Genomic DNA, 22318 nt, shown 5'->3' on the forward strand with positions numbered 1-22318 from the left:
ACCGCCCGCGACGTCAACACCACACCGACATCCAACGGAGCCGCACCCAACGCCCGCACCCGCTGGATCTGCGCCTCCAACGACCCCGCAGACCGCGCACTCACCACCAACGGCACCACCGGCAACACCACCACCGGCCCAACCGGCCCCACCGGCCCAACCGGATCCACTGGCTCGACAGCCGGCGCCTGCTCCAAAATCACATGCGCATTCGTCCCACTGATCCCAAACGAAGACACCGCCGCACGCCGCGACCGACCCGTCTCCGGCCACACCCGCGCCTCGGTCAACAACTCCACCGACCCGGCAGACCAATCCACCTGCGGAGACGGCGCATCCACATGCAAGGTGGCAGGCAGCAGCCCGTGGCCCAAGGCCAGAACGGTCTTGATGACACCACCGACGCCGGCCGCGGCCTGCGCATGGCCGAGGTTGGACTTCAGCGAGCCCAGCAGGAGCGGCTGCTCACGGTCCTGGCCGTACGTGGCCAGCAGCGCCTGCGCCTCGATCGGGTCACCGAGTCGCGTCCCGGTCCCGTGCGCCTCAACCGCGTCCACATCGGCGGGCGACAGCCCGGCCGACGCGAGGGCCTGCAGGATGACGCGCTGCTGGGCGCCGCCGTTCGGGGCGGTCAGCCCGTTGGAGGCGCCGTCCTGGTTCACCGCGCTGCCCCGCACCACGGCGAGGATCGGGTGACCGAGGCGCTGGGCGTCCGAGAGACGCTCGACCAGCAGCAGGCCGACGCCTTCCGACCAGCCGGTGCCGTCGGCGGCGGCGGCGAAGGACTTGCACCGGCCGTCGGCGGCCAGGCCGCCCTGCTTGGTGAACTCCCCGAACGAGTCCGGGGTCGACATGACCGCCACACCGCCGACCAGCGCGATCGAGCACTCGCGGCTGCGCAGGGCACGGCCGGCCAGGTGCAGGGCGACCAGTGAGGAGGAGCAGGCGGTGTCGATGGTGACCGCCGGGCCCTCCAGGCCGAACGTGTAGGCGAGCCGGCCGGAGAGGACGGCCGGCGCGGTGCCGGTGAGCAGGTGGCCGAGAACGCCGTCGGGCAGGTCCTCGACGTAGGAGCTGTACCCCATGTAGCTACCGCCGACGAAGACGCCGGCCTGCGTGCCGCGCAGCGTCGCCGGGTCGATCCGGGCTCGCTCGAAGGTCTCCCAGGCCACTTCGAGCAGGACCCGCTGCTGCGGGTCCATGGCCAGGGCCTCGCGCGGGCTGATCCCGAAGAACGCCGGGTCGAAGTCACCGGCGTCGTAGAGGAAGCCGCCGGTGAGCACGTCCATCTCGGCCGAACCCGGCTCGTACCAGGTATCCCAGCCACGGTCGGCGGGGAATCCCGAGATCGCGTCCTGGCCCTCGGTGACCAGGCGCCACAGATCCTCGGGGGAGGAGACTCCGCCGGGGAACCGGCAGCCCATCGCGACGATGGCGATCGGCTCCTGATCGGCCGATTCCAGCTCGGTGAGGCGCTGGCGGGTCTGGGCGAGATCCGCGGTCACCCACTTGAGATAGTCGCGGAGGGTTTCCTCAGTCGCCATTCGCTCCACCTCTGCGGATAACCGAGCAAACGTCGAATTGACCGACGTCCGAAATCAAAGGCTGTTTCCTCGAATAGCGAATTCAGCAGCCCGACGCTCAGGCTAGGAGCACAGGATCGACGCCCGTACCCCTAGCGCTCCCCTACGGAACCGCTCGCTCAAGCCCGTCCCAGCTGCGAATCAATGAACTTCAGCAGCTCGTCGTCGGAGTCTCCGACCGGCGTCTGCGGCAATGGCGCAGGCGCCGGAGCACCCCCCGCTTCCAGCGCGGACAGCAGCGAACGGAGCTTGATCCGCAGTTTGGTGCCCGTGATCGTGTCCGGCGTGGAGCCGGCGAGCCGGCGCTCTATCTCGTCGAGTTCGTCGAGTACGGAGCGTGAATTGTTCGGGACAATATTAATACGCAGGTATGTCGCGAGCGCGGCCGGAGTGGGGTGGTCGAATACCAGCGTCGCGGGACACCGAAGTCCCGTCGACGCATTCACTCGGTTGCGCAATTCGACGGCCGTGACCGAGTCGAAGCCGATTTCCCGGAAAGCGCGGCCCGGCGGGATCTTCTCGGTGTCGGGAAAGCCGAGCACGGCCGCGATGTGGCCCCGCAGCAGGTCGACCAGTTCGCGGTCGGCGTCCTCGGCCGACAGGGTGGCCAGGCGGTCCCGCATCGCGGTGACGGCGTCGGTGTCCTCGGCCTGATCCGTGCCGCGCGCGGCGGTGGCTTCCAGCTCGTCGAAGAAGCGGCCGGGCCGTGCCAGGCCGAACGCCGGCAGGAATCGGGCCCAGTCGACGTCCGCGGCGACCAGCGCCGGTAGCGCGGTGGCCAGCTCGGCCACCGCACGTCCCGGGTCCAGAGGCCGGATGCCGAGCCGGAGCAGCGAACCGTCCGCGGCCACCGTGGCGGCGATCCCGCCGCCCGCCCACGGCGACCAGGCGATGGCGGTGGCCGGCCGGCCCTGGGCGCGACGCCAACCGGCGAACGCGTCGAGGAAGGCGTCGGCGGCCGCGTAGGCGGGGTGACGCGCCGTACCCCAGACACCGGCCACGGACGAGAAGACGATGAAGGCATCCAGTTCGACGTCGGCCAGGAGCTCGTCCAGGAGGAGCGTCCCGGTGACGCGGGCGCCCGTCACCGCCGCGGTCTCGGCCGACGTCAGGTCGGCGATCGGTGTGTCCTGGGCGACACCGGCCGCGTGCACGACCGCGGTGAGGTCGGCGGGGAGGCCGGCGACGAGCGCGGTCACCTGGTCTCGGTCGGCGAGGTCGCAGGCGACGACGGTCACGTGTGCGCCGAGGTCGGTCAGCTCGGCGCGGAGCGCCTCGGCGCCGGGGGCGTCCGGGCCCCGGCGTCCGGCCAGGACCAGGCCGGTCGCGCCGTTGCGGGCGGCCCAGCGGGCGACGTGCCCGCCGAGCGCACCGGTGCCGCCGGTGATCAGTACGGTTCCCCGCGGACGCCAGCCGCCACCGGCCGACGCCGGCGCGGGCCGCAGGCGCCGCCCCCAGGCCTGCCCTTCGCGGAGCGCGAGCTGATCCTCGCCCCCGGTCCCGCCGAGCACCGCGGCGAGCCCGTCCGCGCCGGTGGCCGACAGGTCGACCAGGCCGCCCCACCGCCGGGGGTGTTCGAGCGCCGCGACCCGGCCGAGGCCCCAGACCTGGGCCTGCGCGAGGCTGCGCACCGGCTCGGTACCGACCTCGACCGCTCCGCTGGTGACAACCCACAGCGGAGCGTCCACTCCGTCCAACGCCTGCAGCAGCGCGACGGTGTCCGCGAGGCCGCGGGGAACGCCCGGGTGGTCGGGGTGCGGACGCTCGTCGAGCGCCAGCAGCGACACGATGCCCGCGATCTCGCCCGCCGGGACTTCACCCGCGCCGACGGTCACCACGTCCGCCCCCGCCGACGTCAGCTGCTCCGTCACGGCCCGCACGAGCGAGTCGGCGCCGGTGGGCGTCACGACCAGCCAGCGGCCGGTGAGCCGAGCGCCGGCGCCGAGCGGCACCGGAGCCCAGCCGACGGTATGACGCATACCCGCCTCCGGGGCGGGGAGGGGCTCGCCCGCATCGCTCGGCGAGAGCCAGTACCGGCGGTGCTGGAAGGGGTAGGTGGGCGCGTCGGGGAGCCAGTGGCCGTCGGTGGGCCAGGCCCGCCAGTCGACCTCCACCCCGCGAACCCACGCCTCACCCAACGCCCGAACCTGCCCCGCCGGACCGTCCTCACCACGCCGCAGCGTCCCCCACACCCCGGCATCCGGAGCGCACTGCTCCAACGCCACTCCCAGCACGGGATGACCGGAGATCTCGGCGAACAACCGGAAACCCTCCCCGGCCAGCTTCTCCACGACGGGCGCGAACCGTACCTGCTGCCGCAGATTCGCCCACCAGTACTCCACCCCCACCGCCTCGACGACCAGCTCACCGGTGACCGTCGAATACCACGGGATCACCGGCACCGCGCCTCGGACATCCGCCATCCCGGCCAGCACCGCGTCACGCACCGGCTCCACCTGCGGCGAGTGCGACGCATACCCCACCTCCACCAGCCGGGCCCGCACCTCCCGCATCTCACACCAGGCCACGAACGCCTCAAGCACCGGCCGCTCCCCGGCCACCACCACCTGCGACGGAGAGTTCACCGCCGCCACCACCAGTCCCGCCCACCGCGGGCCGGCCAACCAGGTCTCGACCTTGTCCGCGGCCGCGCTGACCGAGGCCATCCCGCCCGTGCCGTCCAGCTTCACCAGCGCCTGGGAGCGGGCCGCCACCACCCGGGCGCCGTCGCGCACCGACAGCGCCCCGGCCACCACCGCGGCGACCACCTCGCCCTGCGAATGCCCCACCACCGCAGCCGGAACCACCCCATAAGAAGCCCACCAGGCGGTCAACGCCACCCCGACCGCCCACAACACCGGCTGCACCACCTCCACCCGGGACAACCACTCCTCGCCACCGCGCAGAACGGCCTCCACCGAGAAGCCCACCAGCGGCGCCAGCGCCGCATCACACTCCCGGAGGCGATCGGCGAACGCCGGAGAATCCAGCAACCCCACCGCCATCCGCAACCACTGCCCACCCTGACCCGGATAGACGAACACCACATCGGTCCCCGACACCGAACCCGACACCGGCGCCAGCCCACCCGCGACCGCGTCCAGGCCGTCGAGATCCCAGGCCACCGCGCGCTCGGCCAGGCCGGCTCGTGTCGCCAGCGTCACCCCGACGTCGGCCAGGGAGGCCCCGGCGGCGACGAAGTCCCGCATCTCCGCGGCCTGCGTCCGTACCGCACCGGCGTCGGCGCCGGAGAGCAGCAGCGGCACCGGCCCGCCCGACGCCTGGGCCGGGGCCGGCTCAAACGCCGAGGTCGGCTCGGACGCCGGGGCCGGCTCGGACGCCGATGCCGGAGCCAGTGCCGATTCCGGTTCGACCGCCGGTGCCGATACCGATGCCGGTTCGAGCGCCGGGGCCTGCTCCAGGATGACGTGCGAGTTCGTGCCGCTGACGCCGAACGCGGACACCCCGACCCGGCGCGGCCGCCCGGTCTCCGGCCAGGGCCGGGCCTCGGTGAGTAGCTCGACTCCGCCCAGCTCCCACTCCACATGCGGGGAGGGCGCGTCGACGTGCAGCGTCTTCGGCAGCACACCGTGCCGCATCGCCAGCACCATCTTCATCAGCCCGGCCATGCCGGCCGCGGCCTGGGTGTGGCCCAGGTTCGACTTGATCGACCCGAGCCAGAGCGGCTCGCCGGTGCGGCCGGCGCCGTAGGTGGCCAGCAGCGCGTTGGCCTCGATCGGGTCACCGAGCGTGGTGGCGGTGCCGTGCGCCTCCACGGCGTCGATGTCGGCGGGGTCGAGTCGCGCGTTGGCCAGCGCCTGGCGGATCACCTTCTGCTGCGAGGAACCGCTCGGCGCGGTCAGCCCGTTGGAGGCTCCGTCCTGGTTCACCGCGCTGCCCCGCAGCACCGCGAGCACCGGACGGCCCGCCCGCTGGGCGTCGGAGAGCCGCTCCACCATGAGCACGCCGACGCCTTCGGACCAGCCGGTGCCGTCGGCGGCGGCGGCGAAGGACTTGCACCGGCCGTCGGCGGCCAGGCCGCCCTTCCTGCTGAACTCCACAAACGGGCCGGGCGTCGACATGACGGTGACGCCGCCGACCAGCGCCAGGTCGCACTCGCCCTGCCGCAGGGCCTGCGCGGCCAGGTGCAGTGCGACCAGCGACGAGGAGCATCCGGTGTCGATGGTCATCGCGGGGCCTTCGAGCCCGAACGTGTACGAGACCCGTCCGGACAGGACGCTACCCGCGTTGCCGGTGCCGAGGTGGCCCTCCAGCTCGCTGGGGAAGACCCCCATCGACCACATGTAGTCCGAGCCGTTGGTCCCGGCGAACATGCCGGTACGGGTGCCGCGCAGGCCGAGCGGGTCCAGGCCCGCGCGTTCCAGGGCCTCCCAGGAACACTCCAGCAGCAGCCGCTGCTGCGGGTCCATCGCGACGGCCTCGCGCGGCGTGATCCCGAACAGCCGCGCGTCGAAACCGGCGACGTCGCGCAGGAAGCCGCCCTCGCTGGTGTAGGTGGTGCCGCGCACCGACGAGTCGGCGTTGACCAGGTCCCCGAGATACCAGCCGCGGTCGGTGGGGAACGGTGACATCGCGTCGACGCCGTCGGCCACCAGCCGCCACAGGTCGTCCGGGGAGCCGACCCCGCCGGGGAAACGACAGCTCATCGCGGTGATCGCGATCGGCTCGTCCAGCGCGGCCACGCTTGCGGTGACGGTCATGGTCGCGGCGGGGGCGGCGGTTCCGCCGACCCGGGCGAGCAGATGCGCCGCGAGCGCGGCGGCGTTCGGGTGGTCGAAGACGACCGTGGCCGGCAGCGGAACCCCGGTCTCGGCCCGCAGCCGGTTGCGCAGGTCGACCGCGGTGAGCGAGTCGAAGCCCAGGTCGCGGAAGGACCGGCGGGGCGCGATGTCGTCGTTGGAGGCGTGGCCGAGCACGGCGGCGGCGCTGGCCCGGACGAATTCGAGGACGACCCTCTCCCGCTCGGCGGCGGGCAAGCCGGCCAGGCGGGTGGCGAGACCCGCGCCGTCCCCGGCGGGCTCCGCGGCCCGCGCGAGCGCGTCCCGGACGGCGGGAATGTCGCCGATCAACGGCCGGGGACGCTCGGCGGTGAACAACTCGGCGAAGCGCGGCCAGTCGACGTCGACCACGCAGATCGTCGTGTCGTCCTGGGCGACCGCGAGGCGCAGTGCCTCGATCGCCGGCTCCGTCGGCATCGCGACGATGCCGCGCCGGCGCAGTTCGGCCCCGACCTCGGCCGAGGCCATGCCGGCTTCGGCCCACGAGCCCCAGGCGATCGCGGTCATCCTGCCGCCGCGGGCCCTGCGCTGCTCGGCGAGCGCGTCCAGGGCGGCGTTCGCGACCGCGTAGGCGGCGTGCGACTGGCTGCCCCAGACACCGGACAGCGACGAGAACGTGACGAACGCGTCCACGTCACCGACCAGGGCGTCCAGGTGCACCGCGCCGGCGACCTTCCCCGCGAGCAGGCGCTCCACCAGCTCGACGTCGGTCTGGTCGAACGGCACGTTCGCGCCGACCCCGGCGGCGTGCACGACGGCGTCGACCGTGCCGACGCCCGCCAGCAGCGCCTCGACCGCGGCCCGGTCGGCCAGGTCGCACGCGACGATCAGCACCGCGACGCCGGTCTCGGCCAGCTCGTCGCGGAGCCGCGCGGCTCCGGGGGTGTCGGCGCCGCGCCGGCTGGTCAGCACGAGCCGTTCGGCGCCGTTCGCGGCGGCCCAGCGCGCGACCCGGGAGCCGAGCGCGCCGGTGCCGCCGGTGATCAGGATCGTGCCGCGGGGCTGCCAGCCCTCCCCGCCCTTCCGGGCCGGGGCCGGGGTGACGCGACGGGCCCACAGCCCGCCGGAGCGGATCGCCACCTGGTCCTCCGCGCCCAGGGCGCCGGCGAGGACGGCGGTGAGGGTTTCCCCCGCACGGGCGTCCAGCGTCTCGGGCAGGTCGACCAGGCCGCCCCAGCGGCGAGGCGTCTCCAGCCCGGCGATCCGGCCCAGGCCCCAGACCTCGGCCTGGGCGAGGCTGCGTGGAGCCCCGTCGACGCCGACCGCCCCCTGGGTGAGGGCCCAGACGGGGGCGTCGTTCCCGGCGTCGCCGAGCGCCTGGATCAGCGCCAGCGAACCGGCGACCGCGCGCGCGACCAGGGGGTGTTCCGGCATCGGCCGCTCGTCGAGGGCCAGCAGCGACACCACCCCGGCGTACGGCCCGGTGGGCAGGGCGGCGACCAGCACGGCCCGGTCGGCGGACGCGTCCACGACCAGCACGTCAAGGTCGGGGAAGAGGCCGGCCAGGTCCGGGGTCTCGACGCCGTCGGGCCGCACGAGCAGCCACCGGCCCTCCGGTCGCGCCGGTACGGGGACCGGCAGCGGGGCCCAGCCGACCGCGTACCGCCAACCGTCGATCGTGGACGCCAGTTTCCGTCGCGCCCGCCAGGACGTCAGGCCGCCGAGCACCGGCTCGACGACGTCGGTGGCCAGGCCGAGTTCGCCGGCGAGGGACTCGGCGCCGGCCTCGACGGCGGTCCAGAACTCCGGGTCACCGCCCTGGTCCCGGCGCTGCTCCTCGGGCGTCAGCCAGTGGCGGCGGCGCTGGAACGCGTAGGTCGGCAGCTCGGGGAGCCAGCGTGTGTCGGCGAACCACGGCGACCAGTCGATACCCGCGCCCCGCGCCCAGGCCTCGCCCAGGGCGCGGATCTGCCCTGCCGGGCCGTCCTCGCCGCGGCGGAGCGTGCCACAGACCTCGGCGTCCGGAGCGCACTGCTCCAGCGCCACGGTGAGCACCGGGTGACCGGAGACCTCGGCGAACAGCCGGAATCCCGCGTCGGCGAGGCTCTGGATCACCGGCGCGAACCGTACCTGCTCGCGCAGGTTCGTCCACCAGTAGCCGCCGTCCACCGGGTCGGTGATCCGTTCCCCGGTGACCGTGGAGAACCAGGGAACGCGCGGTACGGCGCCCCGCACGTCGGCCAGGCCGTCGAGAATGGTGTCCCGCACCTGCTCGACCTGCGGCGAGTGCGACGCGTACCGGACCTCGACCAGCCGGGCCCGAACTCCCCGCTCCTCGCACCACGGGATGAACGCCTCCAGCCGGGACCGGTCACCGGCCACGACGACCTGCGCCGGGCCGTTGACCGCGGCCACGACGAGGTCGGCCCAGCTCGGCCGGCCCGGATCCTCAGGCGAGGCCAGCCAGCGCTCGACGTCGGCCGCGGGGGCGCTCACCGAGAGCATTCCGCCGTCCCCGCTGAGGTCGATCACCGCCCGGGACCTGACCGCGACCACCCGCGCGCCGTCCTCGATCGAGAGCGCGCCGGCCACCACGGCCGCGACGACCTCGCCTTGCGAATGGCCGACCACCGCCGCCGGTGTCAGCCCGTGTGACTCCCACCAGGCGGTGAGGGCTACGCCGACCGCCCACAGCACCGGCTGCACGACCTCCACCCGGGTCAGCCAGTCGTCCGTGCCCCGCAGTACGGCCTCCACCGAGAACCCGGTATGCGGCCGCAGCGCCGCGTCGCACTCCCGGAGGCGGTCGGCGAACGCCGGCGAGTCCAGCAGCCCGACCGCCATGTTCAGCCACTGGCCGCCCTGCCCCGGGTAGACGAACACCACGTCGGAGGCGTCGAGGGCGGTGCCGGCCACGAGCCCGGACTCGACCGCCTCCAGGCTCTCGAGGTCCCACGCCACCGCCCGGTCGGACAATGCGGCCCGCCGGGCCAGCGTCGCTCCGATCTCCCGCAACGACGCTCCGCCCGCCGCGAAGTTCCGTACGGCGGCGGCCTGCGCCCGGAGCCCGGCCGGGCCGGCGCCGGAGAGCAGCAGGGGAATCGGCCCGGACTCGGCCGGCCGTACGGGCTCCTCGGCCGGATCGCCCTGCTCAAGGATCACGTGGGCGTTCGTGCCGCTCATTCCGAACGACGACACGGCCGCCCGGCGCGGGCGGCCGGTCTCCGGCCAGGTCCTGGCCTCGGTGAGCAGCTCCACCGCTCCGGAGGCCCAGTCGACCTTCGGGGTCGGCTCGTCGACGTGCAACGTCTTGGGCAGCAGCCCGTGCCGCATCGCGAAGACCATCTTGATGATGCCGCCGACGCCCGCGGCGGCCTGGGTGTGGCCGATGTTCGACTTGAGCGAGCCCAGCCAGAGCGGCTCCTCGCGGTCCTGGCCGTACGTCGCCAGCAGGGCCTGGGCCTCGATCGGGTCGCCCAGCGCGGTGCCGGTGCCGTGCGCCTCGACGGCGTCGACCTCCTCCGGCTCCAGCCCGGCGTTCGCCAGCGCCGCCCGGATGACCCGCCGCTGGGACGGACCGTTGGGAGCGGTCAGGCCGTTGGAGGCCCCGTCCTGGTTCACCGCCGTGCCACGGATCACGGCCAGCACCGGACGCCCGGCCGCCCGCGCCGACGAGAGCCGCTCGACGAGCAGCACCCCGGCGCCCTCGCCCCAGCCGGTGCCGTCGGCCGACGCCGCGAACGACTTGCACCGGCCGTCGACGGCCAGGGCGCGCTGCCGGGAGAACTCCATGAAGGTCCCCGGCGTCGACATCACCAGCACGCCGGCGACCAGCGCCTGGTCGCACTCGTCGGCCCGCAGCGACTGCGCGGCCAGGTGCAACGCGACCAGCGACGACGAGCACGCGGTGTCCACCGTGACCGCCGAGCCCTCCAGCCCGAACGTGTACGCCAGCCGGCCGGACAGGACGCTGGAGGCGTTCCCGGTTCCCAGGTGGCCCTCCAGCTCACCGGGGTGGTCGCCGAGCAGGCCGAGGTAGTCCTGGTCGTTGCTGCCGGTGAAGACGCCGGTACGGGCGCCGCGCTGGCCCAGCGGGTCCATGCCGGCCCGCTCGAACGCCTCCCAGGCGCACTCCAGCAACAGCCGCTGCTGGGGGTCCATCGCGCGGGCCTCGCGCGGGCTGATCCCGAACAGGGAGGCGTCGAAGTCACCGACGTCGTAGAGGAACCCGCCCGCGCGCGTGACGGAGGTACCGGACGCGTCGGGGTCGTCGCTGAACAGCGTGGTGAGGTCCCAGCCGCGGTCGGCCGGGAAGTCTCCGATCGCGTCCGTGCCCCCGGCGACCAGACGCCAGAGATCCTCCGGACCGCGCACCCCGCCGGGGTAGCGGCAGGCCATGCCGACGATCGCGATCGGCTCGGTGGCCCGCGCGGTCGCCTCCTCCTGCTGACGGCGGAACCGGTTGGTCTCCTTCAGTGCGCTGCGCAGGGCCTTGACGAGCTTATCGTCCGGCTGGGTCATGGTTTACTCCGCTCGTCAGGCCAGGTCAGGGGTTGTCGGGACTGCTGGGGTGGGGGGTCGGGGCGACTGGGTGGGGGGTCGGGGCTGCTGGGGCAGGGGTCGTCGGAACCGCCAGATCGGGGCGACCGGGTGTGTCGCGGGTGACGAGGTAGGTCGGGAGATCGTCCTGGCGGTACGGCTGGCGGGGTAGGTCGCGGGGTCGTCCTGGCGGTGCGGTTGACGGGGTAGATCGAGGGATCGTCCTGGCAGTGCGGTTGACGGGGTAGGTCGCGGGATCGTCCTGGCGGTACGGCGGCGTCGGGAGTGTCGGTCGTCGGGATCCGAGCGGGGGCGTCAGTCCGTGTCGGGGTCGTCGCCGCCCAGCGCGAGCTTCACCAGGTCGTCGAGGTCCATCGCGTCGAGATCGTCGGCGGGTTCGGCGGGTTCCGGGGCAGGCCGGCCCTGATCCGCCGGTGCCAGCCGCAGCAGCCGGGGCAGGAGCCCGGACTCCCGAAGCCGCTCGACCGAAATCGCGGCCAGCGCCGCGCGGATCTCGGCGTCGGGCAGATCCGCCGCCTCCTCGGCGGGCACGAGCGTCTCCCTGAGATGCCCGGCGAGCTGCTCGGCGTTCGGATAGTCGAAGACGAGCGTCGGCGAGAGCGACAGTCCGGTGGCGGCGATCAGCCGGTCGCGCAGCTGTACCGCGGTGAGCGAGTCGAAGCCGAGCTCGCTGAACGCGCGGCCCGGCGCCACCGCGGTTCCCGACCCGTGCCCGAGTACGGCGGCCACCTCGTCCCGGACCAGTCGCAGCAGGATCCGGTCCCGCTCGGCCGGGGTGGCGTCGGCCAGCCCCGCGGCCAGGTCGTCGCGCGCCGGGCCCGTGCCGGGAGGGGAGTCCGGGAGCAGATCGGTGAACAGCGGCCGGGGCCGCGCGGTGGAGAACACCGGAACGAACCGCGCCCAGTCCACGTCGGCCACGGTGACCAGGGCGTCGTTCGCGCCGGCCGCGACACTGAGCGCGTCCAGCGCGCGGGCCGGCGCCATCGGGGTGAGCCCGCGCCGCCGCAGCCGGTCCGCGATGTGGTCGTCGGCCGCCATGCCGATCCGGGCCCACGGCCCCCAGGCGACCGCCGTCCCGGACCCGCCCCGCGCCCGGCGCCGCGCGATGAGCGCGTCCAGGGCCGCGTTCGCCGCCGCATAGGCGGCCTGCTCCGCGCTCCCCCAGACACCCGCGATCGAGGAGAAGACGATCAGTGGCACGTCCGGCAGCAGCGCGTCGAGGTGGGCCGCGCCGTCCACCTTGCCGGCCGCCACGGCGCGCAGGTGGTCCGCGTCCTCGGCGGCCAGCGGCACGTCCTGGCTGACGCCGGCCGCGTGCACGACGGCGTCCACCTCGCCGACGTCGGCGAGCAGGGCCTCGACCGCCGACCGGTCGGACAGGTCGCAGGCGTGTGCCTCCGCCATGGGCAGTTCGGCGAGCAGCTCTTGCGCGCCGGGGGCCTCGGCGCCCCGGCGGGAGACCAGCACCAGCCGCTTCGCGCCGTGGGCCGCGGCCCAGCGGGCGACCTCGGCACCCAGGCCGCCGGTGCCGCCGGTGATCAGTACGGTTCCGTCCGGCCACCAGTGCGGGGCCCCGCCCGGCACGGGTGCGGGGACCAGCCGCCGCAGCATCGGACCGGCCGCGCGGAGGGCGATCTGGTCCTCGGCGCCGAGCCCGCCGGCCAGCACCGCGACGAGCCGGGCCGCCGCCGGGGCGTCGAGCCGCTCGGGAAGATCGACCAGCCCGCCCCACCGGTCGGGGTGCTCCAGACCGGCCACCCGGGCCAGCCCCCAGGCCGCCGCCGGGTCGAGATCGGGTGCCGGGTCGTCCGGCCCGGTGGAAACCGCGCACCTGGTGAGGAACCAGTGCGGTGCCGCCAGGCCCAGCCGGGTGACCGCGAGGGCCTCGGCCGGGGTCGACACCGCGGCCAGCACGCCGTCGAGGTCCGGGCCGGGCTCCGTGACCACCTCGGCGCCTGCGGCCCGCAGTGTGTCGGCGAGGGTGCCGTCGTCACCCAGCACGAGCCAGGCACCGGTCAGCGACGCCGCCGGCGGCTCGACGGCCGGCTGCCACTCGACGCGGTAGCGCCATCCCTCGGTGCCGGGCTGCTCCGCGGGCAGCGCGTCCAGCCAGAACCGCCGCCGGTGGAACGCGTACGTCGGGAGATCGACGCGGTGCGCGTCCGGGAGCACCGCGGCCCAGTCGACCGGGGAACCGTGGACGAACAGCGTGGCCAGTGCGGTGAGCGCGGTGGTGGGCTCGTCCCGGTCCCTGCGCAGCGTCGGAACGCACACGGCGTCCGGCCGCAGCTGCTGGGTCATCGCGGTGAGAACGCCGTCCGGTCCGAGTTCCACGAACGTGCCGATGCCTTCCAGCGCGCCGATCGCATCGGCGAACCGGACCGGCCTGCGGACCTGCTCGACCCAGTACTCCGGGTCCGACCACTGCCCGGGCGTCACCGGCCGGCCGGTGACCGTCGAGATCACCGGCGTCGTCGGCTCTGCGAAGCTCAGGGTCTCCACGACGGCCCGGAACGCGGCGACCATCGGCTCCATCAGCCGCGAGTGGAAGGCGTGGCTGGTCCGCAGGCGATTGGTCTTCCAACCCCGCTCGGCCGCCAGCTCGGCGATCCGCTCGATATCGTCCTCAACCCCGGACACCACCACCGACGCCGGACCGTTCACCGCCGCGACATCAACGGCAAAGCCACCGTGCGACTCGCCGCCGCCCACGACGGCCAAGCCACCGGCACTCGACTTACCACCACCGTTCGACCCCTCGCCGCCCACCGAGGCCAGACCACCATTCGACGCGCCATCGACCACGGAGGCCAAAAGCGCCCGAACCTCGGCCTCAGATGCCCCAACCGCGAGCATCGCCCCACCCGAAGGCAACGCCTGCATCAACCGGCCCCGGGCGGCGACCAGCGTGGCCGCGTCCGCCAGCGAGAGCACCCCGGCCACGTGCGCCGCCGCGATCTCCCCGATCGAGTGGCCCACCAGGACGTCGGCTCGCACGCCCCAGCGCGAGAGCAGGGCGTGCAGCGCCACCTCGACGGCGAAGAGCGCCGGCTGGGCGTAACCGGTCCGGTGGATGAGGTCCTCGTCGCCGAGCACGGCGGCCAGCGGCCGGTCCAGATGCGGGTCGAGCGCGGCGGCGACCGTGGCCAGCGCGTCCGCGAACACCGGGAACTCGGCGGCGAGTTCCGCCCCCATGGCCAGCCGTTGCGCGCCCTGTCCGGTGAAGAGGAACGCCCGCTTCCCGCGTGCTGTGACTCCCTCGACCACGCCCTCGCCCCGGCCTCCGGCGGCCCAGGCGGTCAACGCGTCGACGGCCTTCCCCGTGCCGTCATCGGTCCGCTGCGCGAGGAACACCGCCCGGTGCGGCAGCGCGGCCCGCAGCGTGCTCGACCAGGCGACGTCGGCCAGGGACTCGCCCGGGTGTTCCCGCAGGTGCCGGCCGAGCCGCCCGGCCTGCCGGCGCAGCGCGTCGGCGTCCGGCCCGGTGACGATCAGCGGCGCCACCCGGCCGGTCGCCGGACCGGAGGCGACCGTCTCGGCCGGGGGCTCCTCCAGGATGACGTGCGCGTTGGTCCCGCTGATCCCGAACGAGGAGACGCCGGCCCGGCGCGGGCGCTCCCCCGCCGGCCACGGCCGCGCCGAGGTGAGCAGCTCGACGTTCCCGGCGGCCCAGTCGACCGTCGGCGTCGGCTCATCGACGTGCAGCGTCTTGGGCAGCACCCCGTGCCGCATGGCCTGGATGACCTTGATGATCCCGGCGACCCCGGCGGCGGCCTGGGTGTGTCCGAGGTTGGACTTGATCGACCCGAGCCACAGCGGCGTCTCCCGGTCTTGACCGTAGGCGGCCAGCAGGGCCTGCGCCTCGATCGGGTCACCGAGCGTGGTGCCCGTGCCGTGCGCCTCGACCGCGTCCACGTCCTGCGGTCTGAGATCGGCGACGGCCAGGGCTTCCCGGATCACCCTCTGCTGGGCGGGGCCGTTCGGCGCGGTCAGCCCGCTGGACGCGCCGTCCTGGTTCACCGCCGTTCCCCGGACGACCGCCAGGATCGGGTGCCCGTACCGCTGGGCGTCCGAGAGCCGTTCAACCAGCAGCATGCCCGCGCCCTCGCCCCAGCCGGTGCCGTCGGCGGCGGCGGCGAACGACTTGCACCGCCCGTCGGCGGCCAGGCCGCGCTGCCGGGAGAACCCGATGAACGTGTCCGGAGTGGCCATCACCGCGGCCCCGCCGGCCAACGCCAGGTCGCACTCGCCCGCCTGCAGCGCCCGGGCCGCCAGGTGCAGCGCGACCAGTGACGACGAACACGCGGTGTCCACGGTCAGCGCGGGGCCTTCCAGCCCGAGCGTGTAGGAGATCCGCCCGGAGGCGACGCTGCCGGAGTTCCCGGTCCCGAGGTAGGCCTCCACCTCGTCCGGGACGTCGAGCAGGCGTGCGGCGTAGTCGTGGTACATCAGCCCGACGTAGACGCCGGTACGGCTGCCGCGCAGGCCGAGCGGGTCCACCCCTGCGTGCTCCAGCGCCTCCCAGGCCGTCTCCAGCAGCAATCGCTGTTGCGGGTCCATCGCGAGCGCTTCCCGCGGCGAGATCCCGAACACGTCCGGGTCGAAGTCGGCGGCGTCGTAGAGGAACCCGCCCTCCCGCGCGTACGACGTGCCCGGGTGATCGGGATCGGGGTGGTAGAGCCCCTCGACGTCCCAGCCGCGATTGTCAGGGAACAGCCCGATGCCGTCCCTGCCCTCGGCGACGAGGTTCCACAGCTCGTCCGGGGTGGTGATCCCGCCGGGGTAACGGCAGGCCATGCCGACGACGGCGATCGGCTCACGCGCTCCGGCCTCGACCTCCGCCAGCCGCTTGCGGGTCTGGTGGAGGTCTGCGGTCACCCGCTTCAGATAGTCCCGAAGCTTCTGCTCACTCGACGACACCGGCGCGTCACCTCACTCCGGCGGTCACCGGGATCGCGGGGGCGGGCGGCACCACGGACCGGCGGCACCGTCCCAGACGGTAGGAGCGCCCAACGGACCCCTCAACCCCTACGACTCCCTTAGAACCGGGGTCGGGGGCCGGCCCAGACCGGCGGCGACCCGACGCTGCACCTGGTCGGTCACGGCAGTAGCCGTGAGTCGCTGCCGAGGAGATGATCATCCCTCCGGCTCAGCCGTTCCGAATGAGTGCGGCCGGAGCGGGGTCAGGTATCGCGCCCTCCCCGCTCAGGCCGCGCCCTTCCAGCGAGGAAGGCGACGCGCCGCCACCGGCCCGCTACCGAGATGCGGGCCGGTGCTCCGGCCTTCAGCGCAGGAGTGTCCTCCAGGGCGCGAGCGTGCCTTGGCCTTCCGGGTTCTGCCGTCAGATCAGGACGCGATCCGGCAATACATTCACGTCGCCGCCGGATGGGCGGAGACGTGAAACGCCTGCGGAGCCGAGGTAAGACCTGGACTCGTCCAGGCCCCCGGCGGTGAGACCGGAACCCACCGAGATGTCGCGCGAGCGACATGGCAGGAACCCCCGGCATTCACGCCGGGGCGGACGTCAAAGGCCCAGCTCGTTGTCGATGAAGGCGAACATCTCCTCGTCGCTGGCCTCCTCCAGCAGGTCGACGACCCCGTCTGCCTCGGCCGGCTGCCAACCGGCGAGCAGCTTCTGGAGCCGGCCGGCGATCTGGTCGCGGACCGCCGGGTCGAGCCCGTCGGCGGCCAGTGCGGCCTCGAACCGGTCGAGCTCGGCCAGCGCGGGCAGCGGCGGGGCCGCCGGGACCAGCTGGTCGCGGAGGTGCTCGGCCAGGTCATCGGAGGTCGGGTAGTCGAAGATGACCGTCGCCGGCAGGCGCAGGCCGGTCGCCGCGGTCAGACCGTTGCGCAGCTCGACCGCCGTGAGCGAGTCGAAGCCCAGGTCGAGGAAGCCCCGGGTGGGCTCGATCACCTGGTCGGCCGAGTAGCCCAGCACGGTCGCCACGTGGCTGTGCACCAGGTCCAGCAGCAGCCCGCGCTGGTCTTCGGCCGAGCGCCCCGCCAGCTGCTGGGTGACCGGCACCGTCGCCGCCGCCGCGGACGCCGCGGCCCTGACCGTGGGCGGCCGGACCAGGCCGCGCAGCAGCGGCGGCACCTCCCCGGTCGCCCGTACGGTCGCCAGGTCGAGCCGGATCGGCACGACCTGCGCCGCCGGCGCGGCCACGGCCGCGTCGAACGCCGCGAGCCCCGACTCGACGTCGAACGGGTGCACGCCGGCCTGGGCCATCCGCTGCCGGTCGGCCTCGTCCAGGCCACCGGCCATGCCGCCGTCGGCCCACGGCCCCCAGGCCAGCGCCTGTCCCGGCAGGCCGAGCGCCCGGCGATGTTGCGCGAGCGCGTCGAGGAACGCGTTGGCCGCGGCGTAGTTCGCCTGGCCCGGCGTCCCGAAGATCGCCGACGCGGACGAGAACAGGACGAACGCCGACAGGTCCAGGTCGCGGGTGAGCTCGTGCAGGTGCAGCGCGCCGTCCACCTTGGGCCGCAGCACGCGGTCGAGCTGGTCGGGCGTCATCCGCTCGACGATCCCGTCGGCCAGGACGCCGGCGGTGTGCACCACCGCGGTTAGCGGATGCTCCGCCGGGATCTCGGCGAGCACCGAGGCCAGCGCGGCCCGGTCGGTCACGTCCGCCGCGGCGAGCGTGACCTGCGCACCCTCCGCACGCAGCGCCTCGGCGAGCGTCTCCCCACCGCCGGTGCGGCTGACCAGGACCAGCCGGCCGACCCCCTGGGAGGCGACCAGATGCCGCGCCACCTGGCCGGCGAGCGCGCCGGACCCACCGGTGATCAGTACGGTGCCGGCGCCGAACGGCTCGGACACCGGATCCGCCGCGGTGGTGCGCGCCAGCCGTGGCGCGAACAGCGCGCCGCCGCGGATCGCCAGCTGCGGCTCGCCGGAGGCCAGCGCCGCCGGCAGCGCCCGCCAGGACGCGGCGTCGTCGTCGACGTCCACCAGCAGGAACCGGTCGGGGTTCTCCTGCTGAGCCGAGCGGAGCAGTCCCCAGACCGCCGCCCCGGCGAGGTCGGCGCCGCCGCTCTCCGGCAAGACCGCGTTCCTGGTCAGTACCACCAGCCGGGAGTCAGTGGCCAGCGAGCGCTGCAGGATCTCCAGCACCCGGCGGACCTCGGCATGCGTCGCCTCGGCGACTCCCTCGGCGTACATGGTCTCGGCGTTCGTGGTCTCGGCCTGCGTGGTCTCGGCGACCTCATCGGTCGCGGCACCCCAGGCGGCCAGGAGCGTGACCGGAGCACTGAGGGTGGCCTGTGCGGGCACGCCGGGCAGCTCCGGCAGCGGCTCGCCGAACACCGCCCAGCCGGCCGTCTCCGGGGAGGTCACCGACACGGAAGACGCAGGTACCCGGGCCCACTCGACCGCGAACAGGTCGGTCGCGCCGGGGCGGGCGGAGGGCACCGGCCGCAGCACCAGCGATCCGACCGTGAGCACGGCCTGCCCCGCCGTGGTGAACGCCTCGAGCCGGACCGCGCCGCCGCCGGCCGGGCTGAGCCGGACCCGCAGCCGATCCGCGCCGGTGGCGTACACGGCCACGTCCGACCAGCTGAACGGCAGCCGGGCCGCCCCGTCACCCTCGCCGGTCAGGCTCAGCGCGTGCAACGCCGCGTCGACCAGAACGGGATGCGCGCCGAACCGGGACGCCTCACGCTGCTGGTCGTCGTCGAGGACCACCTCGGCGAACAGATCGTCGCCGCGCCGCCAGACCGCCTGCAGCGCCTGGAACGCCGGTCCGTACTCCAGACCGATGTCCCGGAGACCGGCGTAGAAGCCGTCGAGCGGCACCGGCATGGCGTCCGCGGGCGGCCAGGCGGCCGTAGACGGCTCGGCTGCGGCGCCGGTCAGCGTGAGGTTGCCGGTGGCGTGGTGCTGCCAGCCGTCGCCGCGCTCGTCGCGGGAGTGGATCCGCAGGGCCCGGTGGCCCCGCTCGTCCGGACCGTCCACCGTCACCTGGATCTGGGCCGCGGCGCGGTCGGGGACGACAAGCGGCGCGTGCAGCGTCAACTCCTCGACGGTGTCGCAGCCGACCTGGTGGGCGGCCTGAACCGCGAGCTCCAGAAGCGCGGTTCCGGGCAGCAGCGCCGCGCCGGCGACCACGTGGTCGGCGAGCCAGGGCTGGGTGCGCAGCGAGATCCGTCCGGTGAGCACCACCCCGTCCCCGTCGACCAGCGGTACGACCGCGCCGAGCAGGGGGTGGTCGGCGGCGTCGAGCCCGGCCGCGCTCAGGTCGCCGGCGCCTCGGGTCGCGGTGATCCAATACCGCTGCCGCTGGAAGGCGTACGTCGGCAGCGTCGCCTGCCGGACGCCCTGATGCAGCGCGCTCCAGTCCACCGGGACGCCGTTGACGTGCAGGGTGGCCAGCGCGGTCAGCGCGGTGGTGACCTCATCGCGCTCCCGGCGCAGCAGCGGAACCGCGACGGCATCCGGCTGCTGCACCAGCGCGGCCAGCACCCCATCCGGACCCAACTCCACAAACCTACTGACACCCTCCAACGAACCAATCGCATCGGCGAACCGGACCGGCTTGCGAACCTGCTCGACCCAGTACTCCGGATCCGACCACAACCCCGACCCCACCGGCCGCCCAGTCACCGTCGACACCACCGAAACCACCGGCTCAGCAAAACTCAACTGCGCCACAACCGCCCGGAACTCCGCCAGCATCGGCTCCATCAGACGCGAATGGAACGCATGACTCGTCCGCAACCGCGAGACCTTCCAGCCCCGCTCCACCGCCAGTTCGGCAACCCGGTCGATGTCCGCCTCAATCCCGGACACCACCACCGAGGCCGGACCATTCACCGCCGCAACATCAACGACCAAGCCGCTGGTCGACTCGCCACCGCCCACGACGGCCAAACCACCACCACTCGACTCGCCACCGTTCGACCCATCGCCGCCCACCGAGGCCAGAGCACCATCACTCACCTCGCCACCGCCCATAGAGGCCAGAAGCGCCCGGACATCCGCCTCGGCTGCTCCAACGGCGAGCATCGCCCCACCCGAGGGCAGCGCCTGCATCAACCGGCCCCGGGCGGCGACCAGCGTGGCCGCGTCCGCCAGCGACAACACCCCCGCCACCTGCGCCGCAGCGATCTCCCCGATCGAATGCCCCACCAGCACATCCGGAGCAACGCCCCACGACCGCAACAGAGCATGCAGCGCCACCTCAACCGCAAACAACGCCGGCTGCGCATACCCGGTCTGGTGAATCAACCCCTCATCAGCGAACACGACCGCCAGCGGTCGATCCAGATGCGGATCAAGGTGCGCACAGACCGCGTCGAACGCATCCGCGAACACCGGGAACGTCTCATACAGACCCCGGCCCATCGCCACCCGCTGCGACCCCTGACCGGAGAACAGGAAACCGACTCGACCTGAACGAGCCACCCCGGTCAGGCCACCGGTGCCGGATGCGATCGCGTCGAGACCGACGGTCAGTGCCCCGGCGTCTCCCGCGAGCACCACCGCCCGATGCACCAGCATCGGGCGCCGAGCGGCCGCCGCCGCCACAGCCAGCAGCTCCGCTGCCGTTCCGGAGCCTCGCTCTGTCGCGGCAACGGCGAGCACCTCCGTGACCGCCCCGCGCAACCGCTCCGCCTGCGCCCGCAGCGCCGCCTCACTCGCCCCGGAGACCAGCACCGGCACCACCGGCAAGTGCACGCCCGGCGTCGGCACCAAAACCGGCTCCGCAGCCGGCGCCTCCTCCAAGATCACATGCGCGTTCGTGCCACTGACACCAAAGGCGGACACGCCCGCTCGACGCGGCCGGCCGTCGGCCGGCCACGGCTGCGCCTCCGTCAGCAGCGACACCGCGCCGGAAGCCCAGTCCACATGCGGAGACAACCGCTCCGCGTGCAAGGTGGCAGGCAGACTCTCATGCCGCATCGCCAGCACCATCTTCGCGATACCGGCAACACCGGCCGCGGCCTGGGTGTGGCCGATATTCGACTTCACCGACCCCAACCACAGCGGCGTCTCCCGGTCCTGACCGTAGGTGGCCAGCAACGCCTGCGCCTCGATCGGATCACCCAGCGTCGTACCGGTACCGTGCGCCTCCACCACGTCCACCTCGGACGAAGCCAGGCCGGCATTGGCCAGGGCCTGCCGAATCACCCGCTGCTGCGACGGACCATTCGGCGCCGTCAACCCATTCGACGCACCATCCTGATTCACCGCCGTACCCCGCACCACCGCAAGGACCTCGTGACCGAGCCGTCGAGCGTCAGACAGCCGCTCCACCACGAGCACGCCGACGCCTTCCGACCAGCCGGTGCCGTCCGCGTCGGCGGCAAACGACTTGCACCGGCCATCGGGGGCAAGTCCCCGCTGCCGGGAGAACTCCACGAACACATCCGCGTTCGGCATCACCGTGACGCCGCCGACCAGGGCCATCGAGCACTCACCCGACCGCAACGCCTGCGCGGCCAGGTGCAGTGCCACCAGCGACGACGAGCACGCGGTGTCGATGGTCACCGCCGGGCCTTCAAGCCCGAACGTGTAGGAGAGTCTCCCGGACATCACCGACGACGCCGTACCCGTCAGCATGTGCCCCTCGAGACCGTCGACCGATTCCCCCGGTCCGTTCCCGTAGCCCATGAACGAGGCGCCGACGAACACGCCGACCGACTCGCCCCGCAGGCCGAGCGGGCTGATCCCCGCCGACTCGAACGCCTCCCAGGAGGTCTCCAGCAGCAACCGCTGCTGCGGATCCATCGCCAACGCCTCACGCGGCGAAATCCCGAACAACCCGGCGTCGAACTCGGCGGCGCCGTACAGGAACCCGCCGTGCTGGGTGTACGAGGTGCCCGCGTGGTCCGGATCCGGGTGGTAGAGGGCCTCCAGGTCCCAGCCGCGGTCGGCGGGGAAGGTCCCGATCCCGTCCCGGCCGGAGGCGACCAGGTCCCAGAACGCCTCGGGTGTCTCCACCCCGCCGGGTAGCCGTACGCTCATTCCGACGATGACGATCGGGTCGTCGGTGGTTACCGCCGTGACCTCTGCCCCCACCATCGGGGCGGCCACGCCGACCACCTGCTCAAGCACAAACGCGGCCAGCCGCTCGGCGCTGGGGTAGTCGAACGCCAGGGTCGCTGGCAACGCCAGCCCGGTCGCGGCCCGCAGCCGGTTGCGCAACTCCACCGCGGTCAGCGAGTCAAAACCCAACTCCTTGAACGCCCTACCCGGCTCCACCATCTCGCCAGACGCATGACCCAGCACCGCCGCCACCTCGGACCGCACCAGATCCAGCACACTCCGAACCCGCTCCGCCGCAGCCAACCCCACCAACCGCGCAGCCAACCCCGAATCCGGCTCCGGCACCACAGCCGGCACAGCCGCCTCAGGCAACTGATCAAAGAACGGACGAGCCCGGCTCGCCGTGAACAGCGGCAGGAACTCCGCCCACCGCACATCCGCAACCGTGA

General features: G+C 73.7%; 4 protein-coding genes. All 4 read right to left on the bottom strand.

Annotated features, from left to right (window positions below):
- Positions 1-1544, bottom strand: a 1544-nt coding sequence (locus CHC08_RS46020) for a type I polyketide synthase (protein WP_179282626.1), incomplete at its 3' end; no start/stop codon positions are given.
- A 158-nt stretch (positions 1545-1702) separates the two neighbouring features.
- Positions 1703-10843, bottom strand: a complete 9141-nt coding sequence (locus tag CHC08_RS46025; RefSeq protein WP_089213690.1) for a type I polyketide synthase — start codon at positions 10841-10843, stop codon at positions 1703-1705.
- Positions 10844-11176: 333 nt separating this feature from the next.
- The gene (locus tag CHC08_RS46030) at positions 11177-15802 is read right to left on the bottom strand and encodes a type I polyketide synthase (RefSeq protein ID WP_089213691.1); all 4626 of its coding nucleotides are present in this window, start codon (positions 15800-15802) and stop codon (positions 11177-11179) included.
- Positions 15803-16406: 604 nt separating this feature from the next.
- On the bottom strand, positions 16407-22145 hold the full coding sequence (locus CHC08_RS52695; protein WP_218825820.1) for a type I polyketide synthase: 5739 nt from the start codon (positions 22143-22145) through the stop codon (positions 16407-16409).
- Between the last annotated feature and the right edge of the window lie 173 nt (positions 22146-22318).

Origin of the sequence: Streptosporangium subroseum (assembly GCF_900188345.1) — a bacterium.
GTDB lineage: Bacteria > Actinomycetota > Actinomycetes > Streptosporangiales > Streptosporangiaceae > Streptosporangium > Streptosporangium subroseum.